Annotated in this window: 17 protein-coding genes; 7 read left to right on the top strand and 10 right to left on the bottom strand. The window is 34.5% G+C overall.

The window, feature by feature from the left end; all coding sequences use genetic code 11:
* Nucleotides 1-41: 41 nt before the first annotated feature.
* The 5 genes from DS885_RS15270 (at nucleotide 42) to DS885_RS15250 (ending at nucleotide 5,424) form a co-directional block, all read left to right on the top strand.
* Nucleotides 42-581 (top strand): ricin-type beta-trefoil lectin domain protein, encoded by a 540-nt coding sequence (locus DS885_RS15270; RefSeq protein WP_113820274.1) that lies wholly within the window; start codon nucleotides 42-44, stop codon nucleotides 579-581.
* 515 nt (nucleotides 582-1,096) lie between these two features.
* Complete coding sequence (locus tag DS885_RS15265) at nucleotides 1,097-2,137, top strand: hypothetical protein (RefSeq protein WP_113820273.1); 1,041 nt, start codon at nucleotides 1,097-1,099, stop codon at nucleotides 2,135-2,137.
* A 323-nt stretch (nucleotides 2,138-2,460) separates the two neighbouring features.
* Entirely contained in the window at nucleotides 2,461-3,408 is a 948-nt protein-coding gene (locus DS885_RS15260) for an ABC-three component system protein (RefSeq protein WP_113820272.1), read from the top strand.
* Nucleotides 3,398-3,637 carry an ABC-three component system middle component 8 gene (locus tag DS885_RS17920; protein WP_113820271.1) on the top strand — a complete coding sequence of 80 codons (240 nt, stop codon included), beginning with the start codon at nucleotides 3,398-3,400 and terminating at the stop codon, nucleotides 3,635-3,637. The genes DS885_RS15260 and DS885_RS17920 overlap by 11 nt, the downstream gene beginning before the upstream one ends.
* Nucleotides 3,634-5,424, top strand: a complete 1,791-nt coding sequence (locus DS885_RS15250; protein WP_113820270.1) for a DUF2326 domain-containing protein — start codon at nucleotides 3,634-3,636, stop codon at nucleotides 5,422-5,424. Before DS885_RS17920 ends, DS885_RS15250 begins: the two co-directional genes overlap by 4 nt.
* A gap of 56 nt (nucleotides 5,425-5,480) precedes the next feature.
* Here DS885_RS15250 and DS885_RS15245 read toward each other — a convergent pair whose 3' ends face one another.
* Nucleotides 5,481-7,994: a hypothetical protein gene (locus DS885_RS15245; RefSeq protein ID WP_113820269.1), complete on the bottom strand. Its 2,514-nt coding sequence runs from the start codon at nucleotides 7,992-7,994 to the stop codon at nucleotides 5,481-5,483.
* Nucleotides 7,995-8,360: 366 nt separating this feature from the next.
* Complete coding sequence (locus DS885_RS15240) at nucleotides 8,361-8,945, bottom strand: hypothetical protein (protein WP_113820268.1); 585 nt, start codon at nucleotides 8,943-8,945, stop codon at nucleotides 8,361-8,363.
* A gap of 99 nt (nucleotides 8,946-9,044) precedes the next feature.
* Here DS885_RS15240 and DS885_RS15235 point away from each other — a divergent pair, with 99 nt between their 5' ends.
* Together DS885_RS15235 and DS885_RS15230 are read left to right on the top strand one after the other, a co-directional pair.
* Nucleotides 9,045-9,356, top strand: coding sequence for a helix-turn-helix domain-containing protein (locus DS885_RS15235; protein WP_113820267.1), 312 nt, complete (start codon nucleotides 9,045-9,047; stop codon nucleotides 9,354-9,356).
* A gap of 61 nt (nucleotides 9,357-9,417) precedes the next feature.
* On the top strand, nucleotides 9,418-11,175 hold the full coding sequence (locus tag DS885_RS15230) for a TniQ family protein (protein ID WP_113820266.1): 1,758 nt from the start codon (nucleotides 9,418-9,420) through the stop codon (nucleotides 11,173-11,175).
* A gap of 5 nt (nucleotides 11,176-11,180) precedes the next feature.
* Here DS885_RS15230 and DS885_RS15225 read toward each other — a convergent pair whose 3' ends face one another.
* The 8 genes from DS885_RS15225 to nudF form a co-directional block, all read right to left on the bottom strand.
* On the bottom strand, nucleotides 11,181-12,215 hold the full coding sequence (locus tag DS885_RS15225) for a TniQ family protein (RefSeq protein ID WP_113820265.1): 1,035 nt from the start codon (nucleotides 12,213-12,215) through the stop codon (nucleotides 11,181-11,183).
* On the bottom strand, nucleotides 12,215-13,240 hold the full coding sequence (locus DS885_RS15220) for a TniB family NTP-binding protein (RefSeq protein ID WP_113820264.1): 1,026 nt from the start codon (nucleotides 13,238-13,240) through the stop codon (nucleotides 12,215-12,217). The genes DS885_RS15225 and DS885_RS15220 overlap by 1 nt, the downstream gene beginning before the upstream one ends.
* Nucleotides 13,241-13,247: 7 nt before the next feature.
* Nucleotides 13,248-15,242 (bottom strand): integrase catalytic domain-containing protein, encoded by a 1,995-nt coding sequence (locus DS885_RS15215; RefSeq protein ID WP_181817779.1) that lies wholly within the window; start codon nucleotides 15,240-15,242, stop codon nucleotides 13,248-13,250.
* A gap of 4 nt (nucleotides 15,243-15,246) precedes the next feature.
* A complete protein-coding gene (locus tag DS885_RS15210; protein WP_113820262.1) occupies nucleotides 15,247-15,885 on the bottom strand; it encodes a hypothetical protein in 639 nt (212 codons plus the stop codon).
* A gap of 110 nt (nucleotides 15,886-15,995) precedes the next feature.
* Nucleotides 15,996-17,885 (bottom strand): DNA topoisomerase IV subunit B, encoded by a 1,890-nt coding sequence (gene parE / locus DS885_RS15205; RefSeq protein ID WP_113820261.1) that lies wholly within the window; start codon nucleotides 17,883-17,885, stop codon nucleotides 15,996-15,998.
* Between the two features lie 96 nt (nucleotides 17,886-17,981).
* Nucleotides 17,982-18,569 (bottom strand): YqiA/YcfP family alpha/beta fold hydrolase, encoded by a 588-nt coding sequence (locus tag DS885_RS15200; RefSeq protein ID WP_258546926.1) that lies wholly within the window; start codon nucleotides 18,567-18,569, stop codon nucleotides 17,982-17,984.
* 19 nt (nucleotides 18,570-18,588) lie between these two features.
* Complete coding sequence (gene cpdA, locus DS885_RS15195; RefSeq protein WP_113820260.1) at nucleotides 18,589-19,425, bottom strand: 3',5'-cyclic-AMP phosphodiesterase; 837 nt, start codon at nucleotides 19,423-19,425, stop codon at nucleotides 18,589-18,591.
* A gap of 172 nt (nucleotides 19,426-19,597) precedes the next feature.
* On the bottom strand, nucleotides 19,598-20,194 hold the full coding sequence (nudF, locus tag DS885_RS15190; RefSeq protein ID WP_258546925.1) for an ADP-ribose diphosphatase: 597 nt from the start codon (nucleotides 20,192-20,194) through the stop codon (nucleotides 19,598-19,600).
* Between the last annotated feature and the right edge of the window lie 160 nt (nucleotides 20,195-20,354).

Here is a 20,354-nt window from a genome sequence, read left to right as displayed (position 1 = left end):
TAATACAATTGGTATTAGCCACAAACTCACGGGAAACTATAATGATGAAACATTTAATTGTAGGGTTAACCGGCTTACTGGCTTTAGCAACGACCACTTCAGTGTATGCTGACAATGTCGAGATCGCATTAAAACATAATCTCGATGGATATTTAAATGGTTATTGTTTAGATATCAGTGGTGGAGGTAAAAACATAGATCCAGCCAATGGCTTACAAGTACACACTTGTTATAGCTATAAGGGAGCTCTGGGTTCAGACCAGATTTTTACTACTGAGAAGCTTAGTGAAGATAAGTTATATATGCCAGAGTTTAACGTTTGTGCTCAAGTGACGGAAGCAATCGAAGGCGCACAAGTCACACTTCATAACTGCGACCAAAACAAGCTACAGCAAATTTCACTGTTAGGTGATGGAACCATCCGCCCGCTTGCCGATGAATCATTATGCTTTACTGCATCACTATCAACACGCCGAGGTCTTCAAGGTACTTCCAACCATCAAATAAAAGATCTCACCTTACAAAAATGCAGCCCAGACCGAGCTATTTTTCAGCAATGGTTTACACGCACGGGCATTTAAACGGTGATAGCAGTTGTATTGAATAAGAAAGCTAAGTTTCATATAAAAAATAACTTAGTTTCAGGCATAAATTGAATTTATCGAAGATTAACTTAGTTAATCTTCGATAATGAATGAAAAGGTATTCATTATTTAACTATTGCTAATCGATTATATTAATTGTTGTTTAAAGCATAAGTTGTCCTAATATTTTAACTTAAAGCTAGTAAATACAGTATTCTTATTTTTAGAGAAACAACAAAAATAAAGCATAAGATGGCATAAAAACAAACAAAATAAAACATAAGATGGCAATATATTAATGATCCACATCTATTGTCGAACGACTATTTATATTGAAATTTTTCACCTTTCATAGATTTAAAAATAGTTTGTTGAAAAATACTAATTCATTTCAGCCCCATGACGTGTTTAGAGTCGCTAAGCTCCCATTTAATCAAATCATCATTTGACCAAGTTTTTTAGATCTATGTAATATGTTTAATAAATTGATGGAACATCTAAGAGGGGATAAAATGTATAAGACTTACAAGATCAACTCTAGTTACGTGTTATTAGGAAGTGCTGTTGCATACTCTCCATTGCGGACAGGTATATTCATTATTGAAGGTTTGTATCTAAACAAAAATAGTGAGCTAAAATGGTACAACTATCTAGCAGATAGTCGCCTCTTGCAATTTGACTCTATTGAAGAAGCTCTCAAATATACTGAATCTTTAAACACTCACTTGCAAGAAAACATAACCTCACTATCCCTGAATCCAGATGAAAAATCATCTCTACGATTAAAAATATCTAAATCAGTTACATGCAAGAACAGGATAATTACGGAAGAGATGCAAATGTATAATGTAGCAATTTCTCACCATTCCAAAACGATCCCCCCCGCATTCGATGCAATTGAAATTAACTTCGAAAAGTTAAAAAAACCTCTATTTGAGCAGTTAAAAGTTACCCCCTATATCAGCATATTTGCGTGTCCTCAACATGACGTTCTTCTAATCCAGAACCCCAATAAAAAGACTGATTGGGGACAACATACGAAACTAACAAAAAAACGCTTAGAACTATTTTATCGTGCACGGATTTGCGAAGGGTTCGAGCTATCAGCAGAAGAGCACTGGGGAGAAACTAAAGCGGAAATCCGAAGACGATTGTTACCCAGAGCGAACCAACTCTTACACCTTGCCAGTGTTAAAAGACTTCTAGCTGAGGCATTAATAAATGGCCATAAAGTATTAGTTTTTGGGGGTTATGTATTTTGGTATGAAGAGTCGAATTTGAAATGGGAAGTGAAGTTAACCAAAGACACATACGATACATCTTCATCAAAAACTCTATGGAATGAGGGAACAATACTATCTAAAAATCATGGACGCTTAATTGTCCTTCCTTACAAGAAAAATAATGGTAATCAAATCAGTGGCCATACTAAAAATGCCCCCAACGACTCACCCGCTTTACCTAGACATAAGGATGAATACGTAGAACTACCTTTTATCAAGCTAGAAGGAGACCTGATGTATGAACTTATGGGGGAAATACATTACCAATGACAATATTTTTTGATGTGTAAAAATTATTGGTATTGCTACCTGTTACGTTCCACTCTACTCAAATTAGATATTAAGTTAAGTGGTATAACCATACTAGAGTTGGTAAGTTTCAAAGTTAGTAATTCGACCAACTCACTTGTCCGAACACGAGTTAAAAAACTCTAGGTACAAAAGGAGTTAACCATGCCAGAATATTATGTTCGAATTGTCACAGACAATTTCACTTTAGGTATATGCCATCAAATTGTTGATAAAAATAATATTTTATTGATATATATATGAATCAATAGGAGAATAAGCCAACTTTACTATAGGCGTAAAAAATGAATTATAACTATTCTGACCTATCACCAACGCAATTTGAAGACCTAGTAATTCAACTATGCTTTGAACTCTTTGGGATAGGAGCAGAGACATTCTCAAATGGCCCCGATGGTGGTCGTGACTCTAGATTTGAAGGCCTAGCTCAAATGTACCCCTCCGAATCTCGCGCTTGGGATGGATTAACTGTAATTCAAGCAAAACACACTATTAGTTATAACAGTAAGTTTAGTGATCCTGAATTCTTTAATCCAACATCAGAAAGTGCAACAATCACTACTGAGGCAAAGAAAATTCAGAAGCTTATCGATAATGATGGGATTAATAATTACATCATTTTTTCTAACAGAAAATTGCCTGCTAATTTTAATGAAAAAATTAAAGCATACCTATCTTCTGAAACTGGCTTAGCCAAAGAAAATATTGGATTAGTTGGAGTGGAAGCTATGGGGAACTTTTTCAAGCGATTTCCTCACGTAACAAAAGCTGTTGATTTAAACCCTTACGATGTACCTTTGAACATTCATCCAGATGACTTGGCTGATGTAATTATATCTATTAAAGAAGCTTTGCCTAATATAAAGAAAAAAGACATTGAGCCAAATCTTGAAAGAACTGACTTCGCCAATAAAAACAGACTCAACAATCTAACATCAGGTTATTCGCGCGCTATCCTTAAGAAGGTTGGAGATTTTTATGAAATTGAAGATTTCTTATCAATGCCCGATAATGACGACTATCAACAAAAGTACATCGAAACAGCAGAAGAGTTACATGCTAAAATTTGCGTATACAAACGAGACAACCACTCTTTTGACCAAGTTATAGAGAAAACCATTGAGTTAATTCTCGATAGAGACAACGACTGTAAAAGAAACAAGGCTCTAACAAGAACAATGGTCTATTACATGTACTATAAATGCGATATTGGTGAAAACTATGTTGCTTAAACCAAATAAAAATGCAAATCCAGATTTGACTGTGATGGCTGCTTCATCTTTCGTATTGAAACAACTTAAAAAAAACCAATTCGAAACAATGACAGATCTAAGATTAGCGTTAATGGAAAATAACAAAGATTCAGTTTCTCTATTAGAGTCATCATTAGAATTCCTCTTTCTTCTGGGGCTAGTTGAGTATCATTCAAAGAACGATTTAATCGAGTATATCGGTTCATGAAAATTTCAAAAATTTATTCTAATAAACCAAATGTTTTTGAGCCAATCGAGTTTAATGATGGATTTAATGTCATCATCGGCGAGATTCGACTCCACGATGATAAAAACAAGGATTCTCATAACCTTGGCAAAAGTAAGCTAGCAGAGCTTATTGACTTTGGTTTCCTAAAGCAGCGAAGTAATAGCACATTTTTGTTCAAACATTTTAGTCGATTTAAAGAATTCGTTTTCTTTTTTGAGATTAAGTTAAACGATGAAAATTACATTACAATACGCAGATCTGTAGCGAAAAACACACAGATTTATATAAAACGCCATACAGAAAGATATCAAGACTTCACTACTCTTTCCGACCCCAACTGGGATTATGAAAAGCTAACATTCGACAAAGCGAAGTTATTACTAGATAGCTTCCTTAATTTGACATCTATTTCGCCTTGGACTTACCGAATGGCGATGAGCTACTCACTAAGAAATCAAGATGATTTCAATGATATTTTTCAACTGAAGAAGTTTGGACGTGGAAAAGACTTAAGTTGGAAGCCCTATATTGGTCATGTGCTTGGATTTGATGCAGAGAATCTTAAAAGTAACTACGAATTAAAAATTAGCATAGACAAAATCACTGACAAGCTAGCCGACCTACAAAAAGAAATAGGGCTATATCAGGGTGATGAAGAAGAGATGCTTCAAGATGCTTTATCTCTTAAACGTCAAGATGCGCAAACATTGCAAGAGCAACTAGATGCCTTTAATTTTGATGATTTAGATACAAAAGCAGTGGAAGAGCTATCCGAAGATATTGATGGTGAAATTGAAGAACTCAACCGTGTACGCTACTACATTAATACTAATTTAAAAAAACTCCGCCGAGCACAATCGAAACAGCCTACATCATTCAATGTAAGCAAGACTGAGAAACTTTTTGAAGAAGCAGGCATAATGCTTGGCGACCAAATAAAAAAATCTTATGAAGAACTTCTAGAATTTAATCGCAGGATAACAATTGAGCGCACTGACTTTGTTAAACAACAGACTCACGATTTGGAACAACAACTTATAGACGTATCGACTCGATTGACAGAGCTTAACGCTCAAAAATCACAAAGAGTTTCGTTTTTAACGAGCACTAACGCATTTGAAAAATACAAAGAAGTATCAAGCCGTCTATTGTTAATCAACACAGAAATAAACGCTATAAGAAGAAAACTAGATATTAGCGAACAAATTAAAAACAAGAGGAGTGAATCAAGATCCTTAAGTAATCAAAAAAATGAGATTATTGAAAAAATAAGAATTAACAGAGATTCTGTCATGCAATCAGAAACCTCTATCTATAAGACTATCAAAGAAAGTTTCACGAACTTCGTGAAACTAGTTCTCGACAAAGATGGTAGAATTTCAACAGAACAAAATGGTGAAGGTAACTTGGTTTACCACGCAGGATTTGTTGATGGAAAGTTCAACTACACAAGCGAATCAGATGGATGTAGCTACAAGAAAATTCTTTGCATGGGGTATGATTTAGCTGTAAATATTGCTTACGTAAATAAGGATTTTATACGCTTTATTTATCATGATGGTGGATTAGAAACCCTCGACACTAGAAAGAAATTAGAATTCTTAAAATATGCACGTAGCATACCCGAGCTTTATGGCACTCAATATATACTGACTTTAATAGACTCTGACCTGCCCGATGAAGTTACGTTTACAGATGATGAAGTCGTATTGACCTTGCATGACGATGGTGACAAAGGTTTGTTATTTAAAATGCCACCTTGGTAGCAACTGGAAAAAGGAGCCTTTCTGCTCCTTCTTTCCAACGATGCGATCACCAAATACTAAGCAATAGTTACCGCCTCATCACAAACACCTAAAATATCATAGTAAACATATACAAATAGATCGACTTTAGCCTCATTAGTATCGTTATAATGTATAAATAACGGGGTTTCACCTTCAAAAGAAGAAGTATTTGAAGACAGGTTAAGTGATACTTTATTACAATCTATAATCAATACTTCTTCTGAATTAGCCGTAAAAGCAATAGACTTAGCGCATTGAGAATGTTCCCATTGCCCCCTTTCAATGCCACTAAACCCAAGAGCCTTGAGCTTATCTTTAGACGCAAAAACCAAACTATTGTCAATAACTATAGATTCTTTAAATCTAGTCTTAGCAATATCAATAAAACGATTATAGAGTTCCTGAATTAAATTATTCGCAACACTTTTTCCATAATAATAGCCACCTCGATCTTGTTCAGAGCATTCAATCAGCAACTTACGGTTAACTTTATGTTTCAACAAGCAAAGATCTTTTTGTAAAATCTGCTTTTTATAGTCAATACTTAGAATTTTAGATAACTTAAAACCTTCATTCCAACCAAGTTCTATCTCATTTTTCAACGTAAGCCATTTATCAGTAGCAATAGGCTTGCTTTTTTCATGGCTACTCATACGTAAGTCAATCGCTACAATTGATTTTCTAATCTCATCACCGACTGAATACACTACTTTATTACTAAAAATGTTACCTATTATTTGCTTTTCTTGTTCCAAAAGTTTCTTTAATATTTCCTTTTGAGCCTTACTATCGTCAATACTTCCAGATGGATAGAGCAAGCTAATACTGTTTCCTTTTTCGTAAAAATAACAAAGTTGAAATAAAAATGCCCTAAATGCGTAAGGGGCAATTTCATGTCTATCGTGAAATCTGTGGCGACTAGTAATTACTTTATAGTTTTTCAGAATTAATTCGAGTAGCTCCACAACATGGCTGGCCAGCATTACTTCGCCAATATAGGAACCTGTAGTTTCTCGCGGTTGCTTCCATTCCAAACAATCATAGAACTCTTGCCAGCGTTTCGAGAATGCAAGCCAAGCAGAGAACTCCCAACCAATTCCTTTAACAAAAGTTAAAAATATTGACTCATAAAATTCATCAATGTCTATTGCGTCACGAGCATTTTTAACTTCAATAACTGTTAATGGTTCCGAAGATGGATAGTTACCATATCTTGCATAAGCTCTTCCATCAGAAAGAGATGAAAGCAAATCGTCAATCATCCCTATGTTGTATATCGTAAACTCAGTTTTATTAAAATCTGTCCAAAATTTAGATATCCAACGCATGCTTTTATCATTAGGGCAACTATAACAGTAAGGTTGACCGCATTCCCCATGAAGGTTTTCTGAAATATTTTTATAAATTTTAAGAATCTTACTCGGATGATCATTAGCAACTAAGTAAAGCACATCTATAATCGTTTTACCGGCAGAAATAACCCCTTCACTACCATTTTTAAATTGTATTTTTTGTGTAATGCCAAAAATATCTCTGAACCACTCACATTCAATTATTAAATCTATCCCTTTACCTGATTGGTTGCTTTGCCATCTAGCAATTTCATAGATATCCGATGACCAATTGATTTTATTGTCATCTGTTATATTGTAAGAATTAGCCACCAATAAATCATACTGTGAATGATGCACTATCTGCGATAAAACAGAAGCTAAAAGCCTTTGAGAATGAAATGACAATTTAGCATCTTCATTTTCTCTTGAAACTCTAATTATTCGATTCAAAGTGTCCCAATACATTTTTATTAATTTGACATCTAAGCTAGATAACGGATTTACCGTTTCGTTATATTTTCCAAAATAATCTATATTTATTTTTTTATGAAATGCAAAAAGAATCTCAGTAAATTCACTTTCCCAACTCTTATTTTTTAGTTGTTCAATTAGAACTTCTAGACCTGCATTTACACTGGTCAAGTTCGATTTAGATAGTCGTTTACCTTCATAGTGGCTAATGACCTTTGCGATCCATTGATTCTTAGCTTTTGTATTTATAGTAATTAAAGAAGTTAATAGCATCGGTCTTTCGAGCTTTAAAAAAATTTTACAGTAGCGTTCTGTTTCTGTTATTGAGCGGTAATAAAGCCGTATATAAAACCAGCTAGCAGAGATAAATATGATAGGAAATAAAGTACATAGAAGAAAACTCATTAATAGCTTGATGTCATTAGAGGGGAAGTCTGTATTAAGCTTAAAAGTCATACTTAGTATAATATATAAAACTGAAATAATAATAAGGCTGACAGGAGTTACAAAAAGCCCTTGCGTAAGACGTTTCGCCAACAGAGTATTATCATACTTTTCGGTAACTTGCCCTGCAATTTGAATAGCTAAAGGAATACCTATTGCAACAAACCCAACAATTAGTGTGTATGTATCACTGATAACATTAGTCAGTTCAGGTAGAAAACTGAGTGAAGTTAAGTAGGATATGAATGAGCGGTATAAATCACTTTCAGAAAACAACTTTACAAACACTTCTATTTCCATGTTTTAATTCCAGCATAATTAATAATTACAAAAAGGTTACCTGATAACGATAAATTATCATAAGATCAATACCATATATTCCACCATGGTTTTTATCCTATACTTCTCTATTAGCCCATAAGGAGTTACTACTATGTTCCTAGAAAGGCTAACACCTTTGGTAATTTAAATAATTTAAGAGGAGATTTTATTGCTTTAAGTTAAGCGATGTAAAATGTACCTCTATTTAATCGAAACATAACATATGAACAATAGGTGGAGTAGGCAAAATTCCAGCAGACACTCCATTTATGGCCCCTGACTTTTTATGTAACGTTAACAATTGGCTAAGATTTATTAGCTAAATATATTCTTTCTTTAATGAAGTTAACTTATTTCTTCTATAACATATTCATACCCACTCACTTTATGACCCAGTAGCTTTTGTATTGCTCTTATTTTACCAATCATCTCTGTTGACTCACTTCTAGCTTGCAACTGATGACGCTGTAGTCTTGCTTTTAATTCTGGAAAACGAGCTGTAAGACGTTTGTATTCTTTAGCCTCTTCAATATTTGCATTTAAGTCTATTTCGTAAAGTTTCAACTCATTCTCTAACAAAATTTGATAAGAATTACTTTTTTGATCGAGTGAACGATCTTCATTTGAAATGATTTTCTTTGATTTTTTTAAACGTCTAATTGGTACAATTTTTGATAAAAAGAACTTTTCAGTTGTTGAGTATAAAACTTTTTTTACTCCTGCATCAAAGTGATCTGTTCTCTTTAACATTCCTGTTTTTATGTTGCGAGATAATTGACGATAAATATATTTCCTAGCTTCTTCTAGAGAAGCAAATTCCCCCTTTTCACAAAATAACTTCTCTTTAGCTTCGCTAACAGTAAAATCATTCATCTTCTGTGTTATTAAAAGATAATACAAAAAAACGTCCATGTTAACTTTCTGACTCATTGCCACACCTCTAAAACAACCATATACTTAGTATTCCTAAGTATACATGGCGATATAAAAACTAGACAATCAATTTTGTGTAATAGTCATAGAGTTGAAATGTCCGTGCAGGTTAAATCCTTTTTTACAATTCGCCTTAAACAGGCGCGAAACAAAATGAAAATAAGTCAAAAAGATTTAGGCATCAAAATAGGGATTGATCCAAGCTCAGCAAGTGGTCGAATGAACCATTATGAGACAGGTAGGCACATGCCAGATATAGCCACGTTACAAAAGTTGGCAAAAGAGTTAGCTGTTCCAGTTAATTACTTCTTTTGTGAAACAGAGGAAAGTGCAACCTTAGCATGCCTGATTGATAAACTTGATGATGATGCCAAACGGAAACTCATTGAGTTGTTAAAAGAGAACTAGTTTGTATTAACTCCAAGCTATTTAGGGTTGTTTTGTTATTAACAATAACGAGCACTCTATAATGTTTTTGATAAAACCATTGCTTAAAAATGATGAACACATCCTTAATTACTTACTACGAATATCTATATACAATGGCTTTAAAAATACGATTCAATTATTACGTTGTATTGATTTCACTTTAACAAATAACCGCCTTCCAACTAATAAAATAGCTTTCGGAGCCTTTTCTACTGAGTCCTTAGTAAAAAATACAAACCTAAAAACAAACAGCTTATCATCAACTTTTTTTCACCGCTCTTGGAATAATTATTATAGGTTTAAGCAGCTTATCATTCCGAGTTCATCTATTAACTTTTCAAAGCCAACATTCTGCCCACAATGTTTTTATGGTGAGCTAAAACACTCCGTACAACATTTTTTACTGCCCATTACCCACTGCCTAAAACATCAATGCATACTTATTGATATTAATCCATCTAATGGGAAGCGTTTAACTTGGTCAACAGCTAATTTACAACAAATAATGAAAGAAGCTAATACGACGACTAAAGAAATGATTCCAATCGTCACCATCAATATTAATCGGTTAGCTTTAGCTCATTCAGAACAGTTGTTAGTTGGTAAAAGTTCGTTTGATCTAAGTAATTATTTAGTTCTGTTGCAGTTTTTTTCACGTTACCATCAACGAAGTTTTACTAACCAAACTAAACAAGCAAAACAGCTCTCTAACGAACAAAGAGTAAATTTATACAACACTGCTAACGAATACCTACATAATTGGCCTACAGGCTTTTATGCTCTTCTCAATAGCTTTATTATTAAACCAATGGCGCAAAGAGGAACAACAGGCATAAGACACTATTTTCGAGATTTATACGACGAAATATATTCAGGTATCAAACAGAAAGTACCTGCTTACCAATTCTTAATGGAAGCTTTTGAGTATTATCTACAATATGAGTTTTCTGAATCAGCTTTTATTAATAATTTTACAAGAATAGAAGCCCCTCTTCATATTAATGCGACTTGGCTTTCCGAAAGCTCTGCGGCGAAATTACTAGATATTCCAGTGTCTCACTTAAAACTATTTGTCAACGCTGCTCTCTTAAAACAGCATAAAAATGGTACACTTTTAAAAAAAGATATTGATGAGTTTGCTCTTAAAGCAAAGGATCATATTACGTTAAAAGAAGTAACACATTTACTCGATATTGGTAAATACCAAGTATTGCAGCTAGTTGAAGCTGGTTTATTAAAATCTATTATTCAACCGAACGACAAATTACGGGATTGGTTGTTTGATATGCAAGCAGTGCAAGAATTGGTCATCCTATTAAAATCTAAGACAACCGATCAAGAAGCACTCTCTACGTCGCTGAAATCTAGTACCTTTAAAGCTTTAACGTTTAAGGGCTTTTGTATTTCAACTGTGATTAAAAATATCCTCAACGATAAAATAGCAATGGTATATTTTGAAAACCTTAATAATTTATTTAGCCTTCAACAGTTCCATCCTTATCTTGATCTTAGTTTTCAACCTAATGAATACGTTAGTCCAAAGCAAGTAAGTGAAAATTTAGAAGTAAATATTAATGCCATATATGACTTTGTAAAACGAGGGTTTTTATTAGGTAGTAAAAAGCAAGTTGGGCGAACATCACGAAAAGTCATGTTAATTCATCAAAGTAGTATAAATTACTTTAAAGACCACTATTACTTAAAAAGTAATATAAACAAAAGTAAAAAACAAAACTATCGACTCGTATCAGGGCCTAAAAAAGGCGGTGGATTGGTCAATTTATACGTCAAAAACTAATGTTGCTAGCTAAATTTATAACCACTTATTTTTAGCAAAATAGGAAGTTTATGTAGAAAAAGGACATACCTCCCGCTCTGGAGAGAAATCATACCTAACTCTTTATATAATGGCTCAGAGTGAATATTTGTTCTTTTAATTTTCGCTACATTAATTCTGTACAACCTTTCGACAAGAGAAGGAGGGATAGTTATAGAAGGGAAAAATTTGCTTATAATAAGTAACCGTTCAGCAAATAAACTAGTAAAATCTGGATATTTATCATGTGATAAAAAAACATTAATTCTTCGAATTGCAACAGAAATAGAAGTGCAGTTTTTATTCTTAGCCATTAACTCATCAATAGCATAAATTGTTAGCTGCTTACTATTAAAAATATCTAACACTGCATTTATTAAAATAATTCTATCTTTAATTGAATACGAGTTATTTTTAGCCCAAAGTTGGTAACTTCTCTCCTGATATAACTCAAAATATGGTTTTAACGCATCGATTTTATTGCATAATCCATCAAGGTCATTAAAAGGTGAAAAGTAATTATTTACCCTATTATCAAGAGTGGTCTTACAATTGATTTTTGGTAATACCTCTGTACTACAAAAAATACAAACCATTGATGTTAATGAAAATTCAGAAAGCACTCTTAAGCATGCCCAACAAGTATCTATCAATAGAGTTTTATGTTTTTCACATGTAAGTGCGTGGCGAAAATGCCAATAAGAATGACAATGATTGTTTTCCAATAAACATAGAGGACATAATTTAATACGATCGTAATTAAAGACTTTCTTATACTTTTTATACCATAATTTATGATCAAAAAGAGATTGAACCTCATTATGACCAGTAATTCTCATTAATTTTATTTTTAGCTCTTCCCTATGAGTTATAATGTAAGTATGAATAGGAATGCCACTAACTTGTTTTATTAACTCACCGGCACTCTTATTTGTGTACCCATTACTTCTAGCTAAACGTAATATATATTGTTGTAATGACTCCTCTTGAAAAGGTACAGGTCGTATTAATAATTTTGCCATTAAAAAATATATTTCAACTTTAGATCTGAAAATATTATTTTCTTTTCAGTAGCATCAACAACACAACTTTGCCCTTTTATTGCATTTGAATTCCAGTATGAATCAGAATTTTGCTGCCTTGCAGTAATATTTTTTAGTTTAATGATGAAGGGGTTTTCTTCATTCAACAACCCCAAATGTCGTTTAGCTGAATTAGCTAAATGTTCAATCGTTAGTAAGCTTTCTTGAGAACGAATAACGTCTATTGCTGCTGGTTTAATGACTTTATTCATTAAGTCAGAAATGTTGCCTGATGATGCAGCAAATAAACGAAAAGCAAAATCTGACTTCCATAATTCTTCTTTACATTCTATCGCCACTTTGTCTAATAATTGTTTTTGAATTTTTTGTATAAACATTTGAAAATATTCAAAGTCATCTAAGGTATAATTAATTAGTTCATGCCTCATACTAAACCTACGAGCCAATTGATGGTTTACATCAAGTACATAAGAACTCCAAGGTAAGCCAAATAAAACAATTGGAATCTTCGTTTTATTGATTAATGTTTTTATCCAATCGGCAATGTCATATACAACCTTATTACTTTTTGTCTCTATCGCATGTTGAAATTCATCTAAAATAATAATTTCTGTTCCTGTACCTTTTAAAAGAATGATAAGCCTGTGTGTTAGTTGCTCTGTATCTCCTCCAGTCCCATTAAGAGGATCACCTAAATCTCTAAGCAGTTGAGAAACAACTGGTTTAGGATGTCTTGCTTTGGGAAGAAGGCTAACTAAAACTGGAATTTTAGTTCTTTGTTCTTCTTCAACTCTAGGATATTTAGCAAGGTACTTTTTAATAAATTCAGACTTTCCTGTACCAGTTTCCCCTGTCACCAAAACACATACAGGTTCGCAGTCGTAATCTAAGTCATATGAGTTTTCACGAGTGTAACGAAGGTCGTCAGAGAGGTTTTGCAAACGCTTAGTTGCAACATAAATTTGATTAATCTGCTTCAGCTTATCTTTTGTTTCACTATTCATAATGCTCTCACAGCTCTAACTCGTCATCAAATTCGTTATTTAACCCATCAAATTTTGAAGTTAAAGGTTGATACTCTATATTTTCAATTTCTTTTTTCGCGGGCTTAGGAACACCTGAGTTAGAATTAGAGTATTCAAGCAATGATCCATTCGTTTCCCCATTTTCTTGTATACCAATATTTTGATATCTTGCCACACGCTGCATTGAGGTAACTTTAGTATCTCTCGATGAGTTTATTTCATTTTCAACAACTTTCATTATTAGAACTTTTGCTCGCGCGATCGATTCAATATCAACTTTTGATTTCAATTGCAATTTAACAAATTTCAAATGAATTTTATGTTGAAACAAAGAAAGCCCCTTAGCATATGCTTGTTTTACCGCTTCAACTCTAAAATATTTTTTTGCTTTATCATCAAATACATAAATTTCACCTAAGTCATCTCTTGATCGCTTGATAGTTACCTTACCAAAGCCATATGTTGAGCGATACTTAACCAGCTCTTCTGAATCATAATTAATATAATCCTTAATGACCCCTGTGCTACCCAACTGAGCAGTGAATGATTCAGATAAAATTAATTTAAGTTTCTCAGGAGATTCAACAATAATAGGAACTCGGCTTAGATCCTCTTTCCAAACTTCTTTCGGAATAATATTTTTCCTAGTACGTGGCTTGCATTGGTAAATATCTATTACCCAAATATGAAAAATAGCCATAAAAGCACTCATTGAAATAACACCATTTTTTTCTGGCCTATAATCAATAGAGTCGTAGATTTTAGTCATTACCTTGCCAGGCTTATCAGACAGTAACTCTTTATTTAAAGTGCTGAAGTACCTTTCTACAGAGCCTTTAAACCACGGATGCTTTGCAGGGTTGTGTTGAATAATAATATTGAGATCATCACAAGCTTCTTCAAAAGCAATGCTTCTAAATTCTTTCCCTCTATCTGTAGCAATAACAGCAGGCTTACCTGCACATAACCACTCATTTTCTATCTCAGGATAAAGCTCTTTCACATATGACTTTGATGACATTGCATGTTGTAATGCTTTTGCAACACTTAGATAACTCGGATTCTCAAAACCAATATAAAAACCTAGTATATTTTTTGATTTATAGTCCAATAATGCAGTCACCCAAGGTCTTCCAAGTACCATCTTTGTTTGGTCATCAACTACAAATAGGTCAAGTTGAGTATGATCTATTTCAGCGCGTTGAAGTATTAGCTTTACCTCTCTCACATTCTTACTTTGTTTAAACTGCACATTGGCAAGTCTCTTACCTTTACGACTTTCAAGTAAAGCTTTTGGAGCAACTTCTTGTATGCGAGATGTAAGAGTGGGGATAGATGGTACTGCAAGCTTATCTTGAGAAGAACGCATACTATTATCGTTCTCAATAAGTGCTTCCATATAATCATGCGAGGAGCTAATTGTAGGGCATGTTTTATTTTTAAAATGATCTATTGCTAATTGAATATATGGCTCTATTTCATTATGAATCTTTGCTTCATAATTCCCTTTATTCTCATGCGCAGGCAACAACCCTCTAATACTATTACCCGCATTAGCATATGCTTTTAACCATCGTTTAAGGGTGCGACATGAAGGGGGAGTATCACTATTTTCTACAGCAACAGAATCAATAACAGGCTGAAGAATTCGATCACTATAGGCCTTGGGGTTTGAATCAATAACAGCTAAAACATATTGATATCGCCTTTTCGCTTCTGCTTTATTTTTTTCTGTATAATCTGAAAAGCTTCTAGAGAGAGAATCACTAATTTCACGTTCACCAATATTTTTAGTTTGAATATTAGCTATTCCAACAAGAATAAGTTCATTGAGCTCAACTCTTGCTCTGGTTGATTCAATTAAACTAAAACTATCCCTCAGCCTAAGTAAGCTATTATCAACACCTAAAATCTCAAATGTTGATTTTGCATTTCCATTCGATATTGTAACGAAATCGCCCTGCTTATAGTTATCATACATATTACTAACCATTTAACCTGATAAGTGAATGAACGCTGAGTATTTCTATTCCTAAATCTGCAATTAATGTTTGATCCCAAATGTATTTGTAGATCTGCTGAAAATCAGCACTGTAATTATCAGCTCTTAATAGCTCGGATATAATAAGGCCTCCTTCACGCTTTAATCTTTCAGCCACAAGTAATAAATAATCAGTTTGAATATCTGCTTTAGAATGCTTGTATAGCAAGCAAAGATTCTCATAGCGATTAGGTCTTAAAATAAATTTATCCGTTATGAGTAATAAATCTTTTCCTAACTCAATGGCGGCTTTTTTCTGAGCAACAAGTTTAAGATAAAAATCTTTGTCTCTTAAAATATCATTTTCAAATTTAATTTCGTAATAACAAGAGTAGCCTTCATAAAAAACCTCAAAATCAGCGGTGTAATAATGTATCGCATCGTCATACCAATATTCAAAACACAATGGTTGGGCTTCGTATTGTATAACTTCTTTATCGAATTCAAGGTGGTAGCAAAAATCAGCTTCTAGTGGGCTTTCAGTGATTGTTGGAGAGTCATCTGATTTAGTTGAAGGGAATTTAGTTATGCTTTTAGAAAGGAGGTTATTTAAATTTCTTTTCGTTGGGGTTCTTTTGCGCATGTGTTGCTCCTCAATACTAAAAGTGTAGTATTGAGGAGCAACAATGTCAACTTATGCTTTATTTAGGACAACTTATGCTTTAACAATGACAACTTATGCTTTAAACAACATTAATCAATGGCAGCCATATCACCACTTTCTTCTAACCATGTTTTACGATCACTCGCCCGCTTTTTAGCCAGTAACATATCCATGACTTCTAACATTTTGTCAGCATCTTCAATGGTGAGTTGTACTAGACGACGAGTATTAGGGTCCATGGTAGTTTCTCGCAACTGCAGGGGATTCATTTCACCCAGACCTTTAAATCGCTGTACGTTAACTTTCCCGCGTTTCTTTTCCGCTTCAATACGATCTAAAATACCATTCTTTTCACCTTCATCTAGTGCATAGTAAACCTCTTTACCAATATCAATACGATATAAGGGAGGCATAGCAACATAAAAGTGGCCAGCATCAACAACCGCTCTAAAGTGTTTTACAAATAGCGCACAAATCAGTGTTGCAATATGTAGCCCATCGGAATCGGCATCGGCTAAGATACATATTTTTCCATAACGTAACGCCGATAAATCACTAGAAGCAGGGTCAATACCAATAGCAACAGAGATATTATGGATCTCTTCAGAGTTTAAAATAATATCTGACTCATCTTCCCATGTATTCTTGATCTTACCGCGCAATGGCATAATCGCTTGGAAGTCTCTATCTCGAGCTTGTTTTGCACTACCACCAGCTGAGTCCCCCTCCACTAAGAACAGTTCACCACGCTCCGGATCTTGAGTCGAACAATCGGTTAATTTACCCGGTAATGCAGGCCCTTGTGTGACCTTCTTACGAGCAACCTTTTTACTTTTACGATTACGTGTTTGGGCATTGTTAATACAAAAATCAGCCAGCGCTTCTGCTTCACTGACATTGGCATTCAACCATAGACTAAACGCATCTTTAACCACACCAGAAACAAACACTGCACATTGTCTTGAAGATAGACGTTCTTTAGTTTGCCCGGCAAATTGCGGCTCTTTAATTTTAACCGAAAGAATATAACTACATTTGTCCCAGATATCTTCTGGACTCAATTTCAAACCACGTGGAAGAAGATTACGAATATCACAGAACTCACGCATCGCATCTAACAAACCTTGGCGGAAACCATTTACATGTGTCCCGCCCTGTGCTGTTGGAATAAGGTTTACATAACTCTCAGTAATTGAATCACCGCCTTCTGGTAACCACACTACCGCCCAGTCAGCCATTTCGCTATTCGCTGAGAACTTACCAACAAAAGGTGCAGAGGGAAGTAATTCGTTTTCAGCAACGGCTTCTAATAAATAATCATTGAGACCATCTTGATAACACCATTCATAGTTATTTTTATTAACACGATCTTTAAATTTAATACTTAGACCAGGACATAACACTGCCTTGGCTTTTAACAGGTGCAATAAACGAGAAACTGAGAATTTAAAGCTATCAAAGTATTTTGGGTCTGGTCTAAAATGAACACTGGTACCAGTATTGCGTTTACCACAGGTGCCTACTTCACTTAACTCTTCGACTTTTTCGCCATTTTCAAAAGCAATATGGAAGACTTTAGCATCACGACGAATTTGTACATCAACACGTGTAGAAAGTGCGTTCACAACTGAAATACCTACACCATGCAAACCACCAGATATTTCATAGTTTTTACCAGAGAATTTACCACCTGCGTGTAACTTACAAAAGATCAGCTCCACCCCTGATATTTTCTCTTCTGGGTGAATATCAATAGGCATACCACGCCCATCATCTATGACTTCTAAGGATTGGTCTTCATGCAGAATAACTTGAATCGAACTGGCATGACCCGCTAAAGCTTCATCCACCGAGTTATCAATAACTTCTTGCCCTAAGTGATTAGGACGATTAGTTTCTGTGTACATGCCTGGTCGATGACGAACGGGATCTAACCCGTTTAATACTTCAATGGAATCTGAATTATATTGTTCGCTCATGCATGCACCTATTTGACGTCTATTATGTAGTGTTGATCTTGGGGTTATTTTTCTGTGCTTAAGTTAACACAGAACAAATATATTGATTGTATGTATTTAATAAAGAAAGTGAATTATTTCTGCTAAGTAACGATCGAAACCAATAAAGCTATGATCACCACCCTTTTCACAAGTTATTTTACACTGAGCGTACTTTTTTAATGCTTCTCTGTAGTCCAATACTTCATCGTTTTCTTGTAATAATACCCAAATATTTTCAGGGTGATTTATCTGATCAACGTTCAAGGCAACTAACTGTTGAACATAATCTTGATCGATAAAATAGTTTTCCAATAAATGAGGATGAGTCTGCTCACCTTGATAACGTGTTAATAACAGATCCGGCGTCACTGCTGGGTTAATCAAAATCACTTTCGCGGCATATTGCTGGGCAACGTTAGTCGCCAAGAATCCACCTAAAGAGCTGCCCATTACTGCAATCTCACATCCTTCATATTGATTAAAAATCGATTCAATAGTTTGCCACATTTGCTCAGGAAAAACGGGAAGTTGCGGACAGATAAAATGGATATCGGGGTGTTCTGATTGTAAGTATTCACGCATTTGCTGCGCTTTTAGTGAACCTGGAGAACTATGAAAACCATGTAACGAAAGCAAAACTTTAGTTATGTTAGGGTCTCTCATTTTACCTCTTTATTTAATATTAATAACCTGTTGCGTTCTCATCCGTTGTAAATTTACCAGGGTTAAGGCGCTCTACTTGTGTGTCTATTTTACCTGACTTTTTTAAGACTAAATAGCGATATCCAGGCGGTTTATCATCTACAGCAAAATCATCACTTTGTGGCTTAAATTGCACACAAGTAGATGGGCTGGTGATATAGCGAACATTATTTTTAACTTGATCAAATGATTGATGAACATGGCCGGATAACACGGCATTAACGTTATCAAATTGACTAATGAGCGCGATAAATTGATCGTTATTTTTAAGAATGTGTTGGTCTAACCAGGCTGCACCAACCGGTAATACATGGTGATGTACGGCAATCAGAGTATGTTTATCTGGGTACTGTTGTAACTTTTGCTGCAGAAAAGAGAGTTGAGAGTCACTTAAGTGACCATAAGGCACACCAGATACTTGAGAATCTAACAAAATGATCTGCCAATGCTCACTAACAATTTGTTTGGCTTGCGCTAACCCTTCAGCTAATAATGACGGTAGCATGATCTCTTGCATATCATGGTTACCAGGTAACCAATAACAAGGCATAGATAAGGTTTTGATACGCTCACTAAAGTCCACATAAGATTGTGCAGAATGGTCTTGAGATAGATCACCCGTACATAACACTGCAGCACATTGCCCTGCATATTTAGCAGCGTGTTCAATGATTGCGTCATAACTTGCGACGGTTTTAATACCTAACAAATCTTTTTCACAATCAGCAAAAAGGTGAGTATCGGTAATTTGTAGTAACTTAATATCACCCGTAGAGTCAGGCACTAGGTTTACAACTGTCTGATTTACACCATTCATTTATTATCTATTTCGCTCTGCTAAAATGAAAAAACACCACAAAAACCAGTGGTTTTAGTTAGATTTAAGTTATTTATTTTACCATCGTCAAAAAAATGAAAATGATTTAATCACCAAAAATGTCGACAGTGCCACATTTCCGAGAAATGAAACGTAAAAATTGTATATTTAGTTAGATATTTAGTCCGTCTTTATAGTTAAGTTGTAACCACTGTAAACCGATAATGGTAATCGCATTATCTATTTTACCGCTGGTTACCCATTGATAAGCTTCCTCTCGTGCTACTACATGTACTCGAATATCTTCACCTTCATCAGCTAAACCAAATACACCTTGTACATTACTGCTATCCACATTGGCAATGAATAGGTCAACGGTTTCCGTAGAGCCTCCCGGACTAACATAATAACTTAGCATAAATTGGCAATCATCCACCGCTAAGCCAGCTTCTTCATAAGCTTCTCGTAGAACCGTCTGTTTAGCAGTTTGCCCTTCATCGATCATGCCGGCAATTAACTCTAACAACCAAGGCGATCGTGGGGAGTCCATTGCCCCAAGACGAAACTGCTCCACTAACACCACAGTGTCCAATTTTTTATCATAAGCAAGCAAAGCCGCCGCTTTGCCTCTTTCAAAACATTCTCTTTGAATAGGTTGGTTCCACTCCCCTGAAAATAATTTATGGCGAATGGTCAATTTATTACATTTAAAAAAACCTTTATACAAAGGTTCACTAGCTACAATTTCAACGTCATTTTTATCGTACATATTCATCTTCCATTATTGCGTTTATGATAGCTTAGGTACTCAACTTAATATTACAAAATTATCTAGTAAATAGGTTAGATTGATAGCTTAATTGAAATACTAAAGTGCATAATAGGCATCAATAAACGATTTACTCATTTTTTAAAAAGATATAGGATAT

The sequence above is a fragment of the Psychromonas sp. B3M02 genome, from assembly GCF_003318165.1.
Taxonomy (GTDB): Bacteria; Pseudomonadota; Gammaproteobacteria; order Enterobacterales; family Psychromonadaceae; genus Psychromonas.
This window is presented reverse-complemented; position numbering and strand designations above follow the sequence as displayed.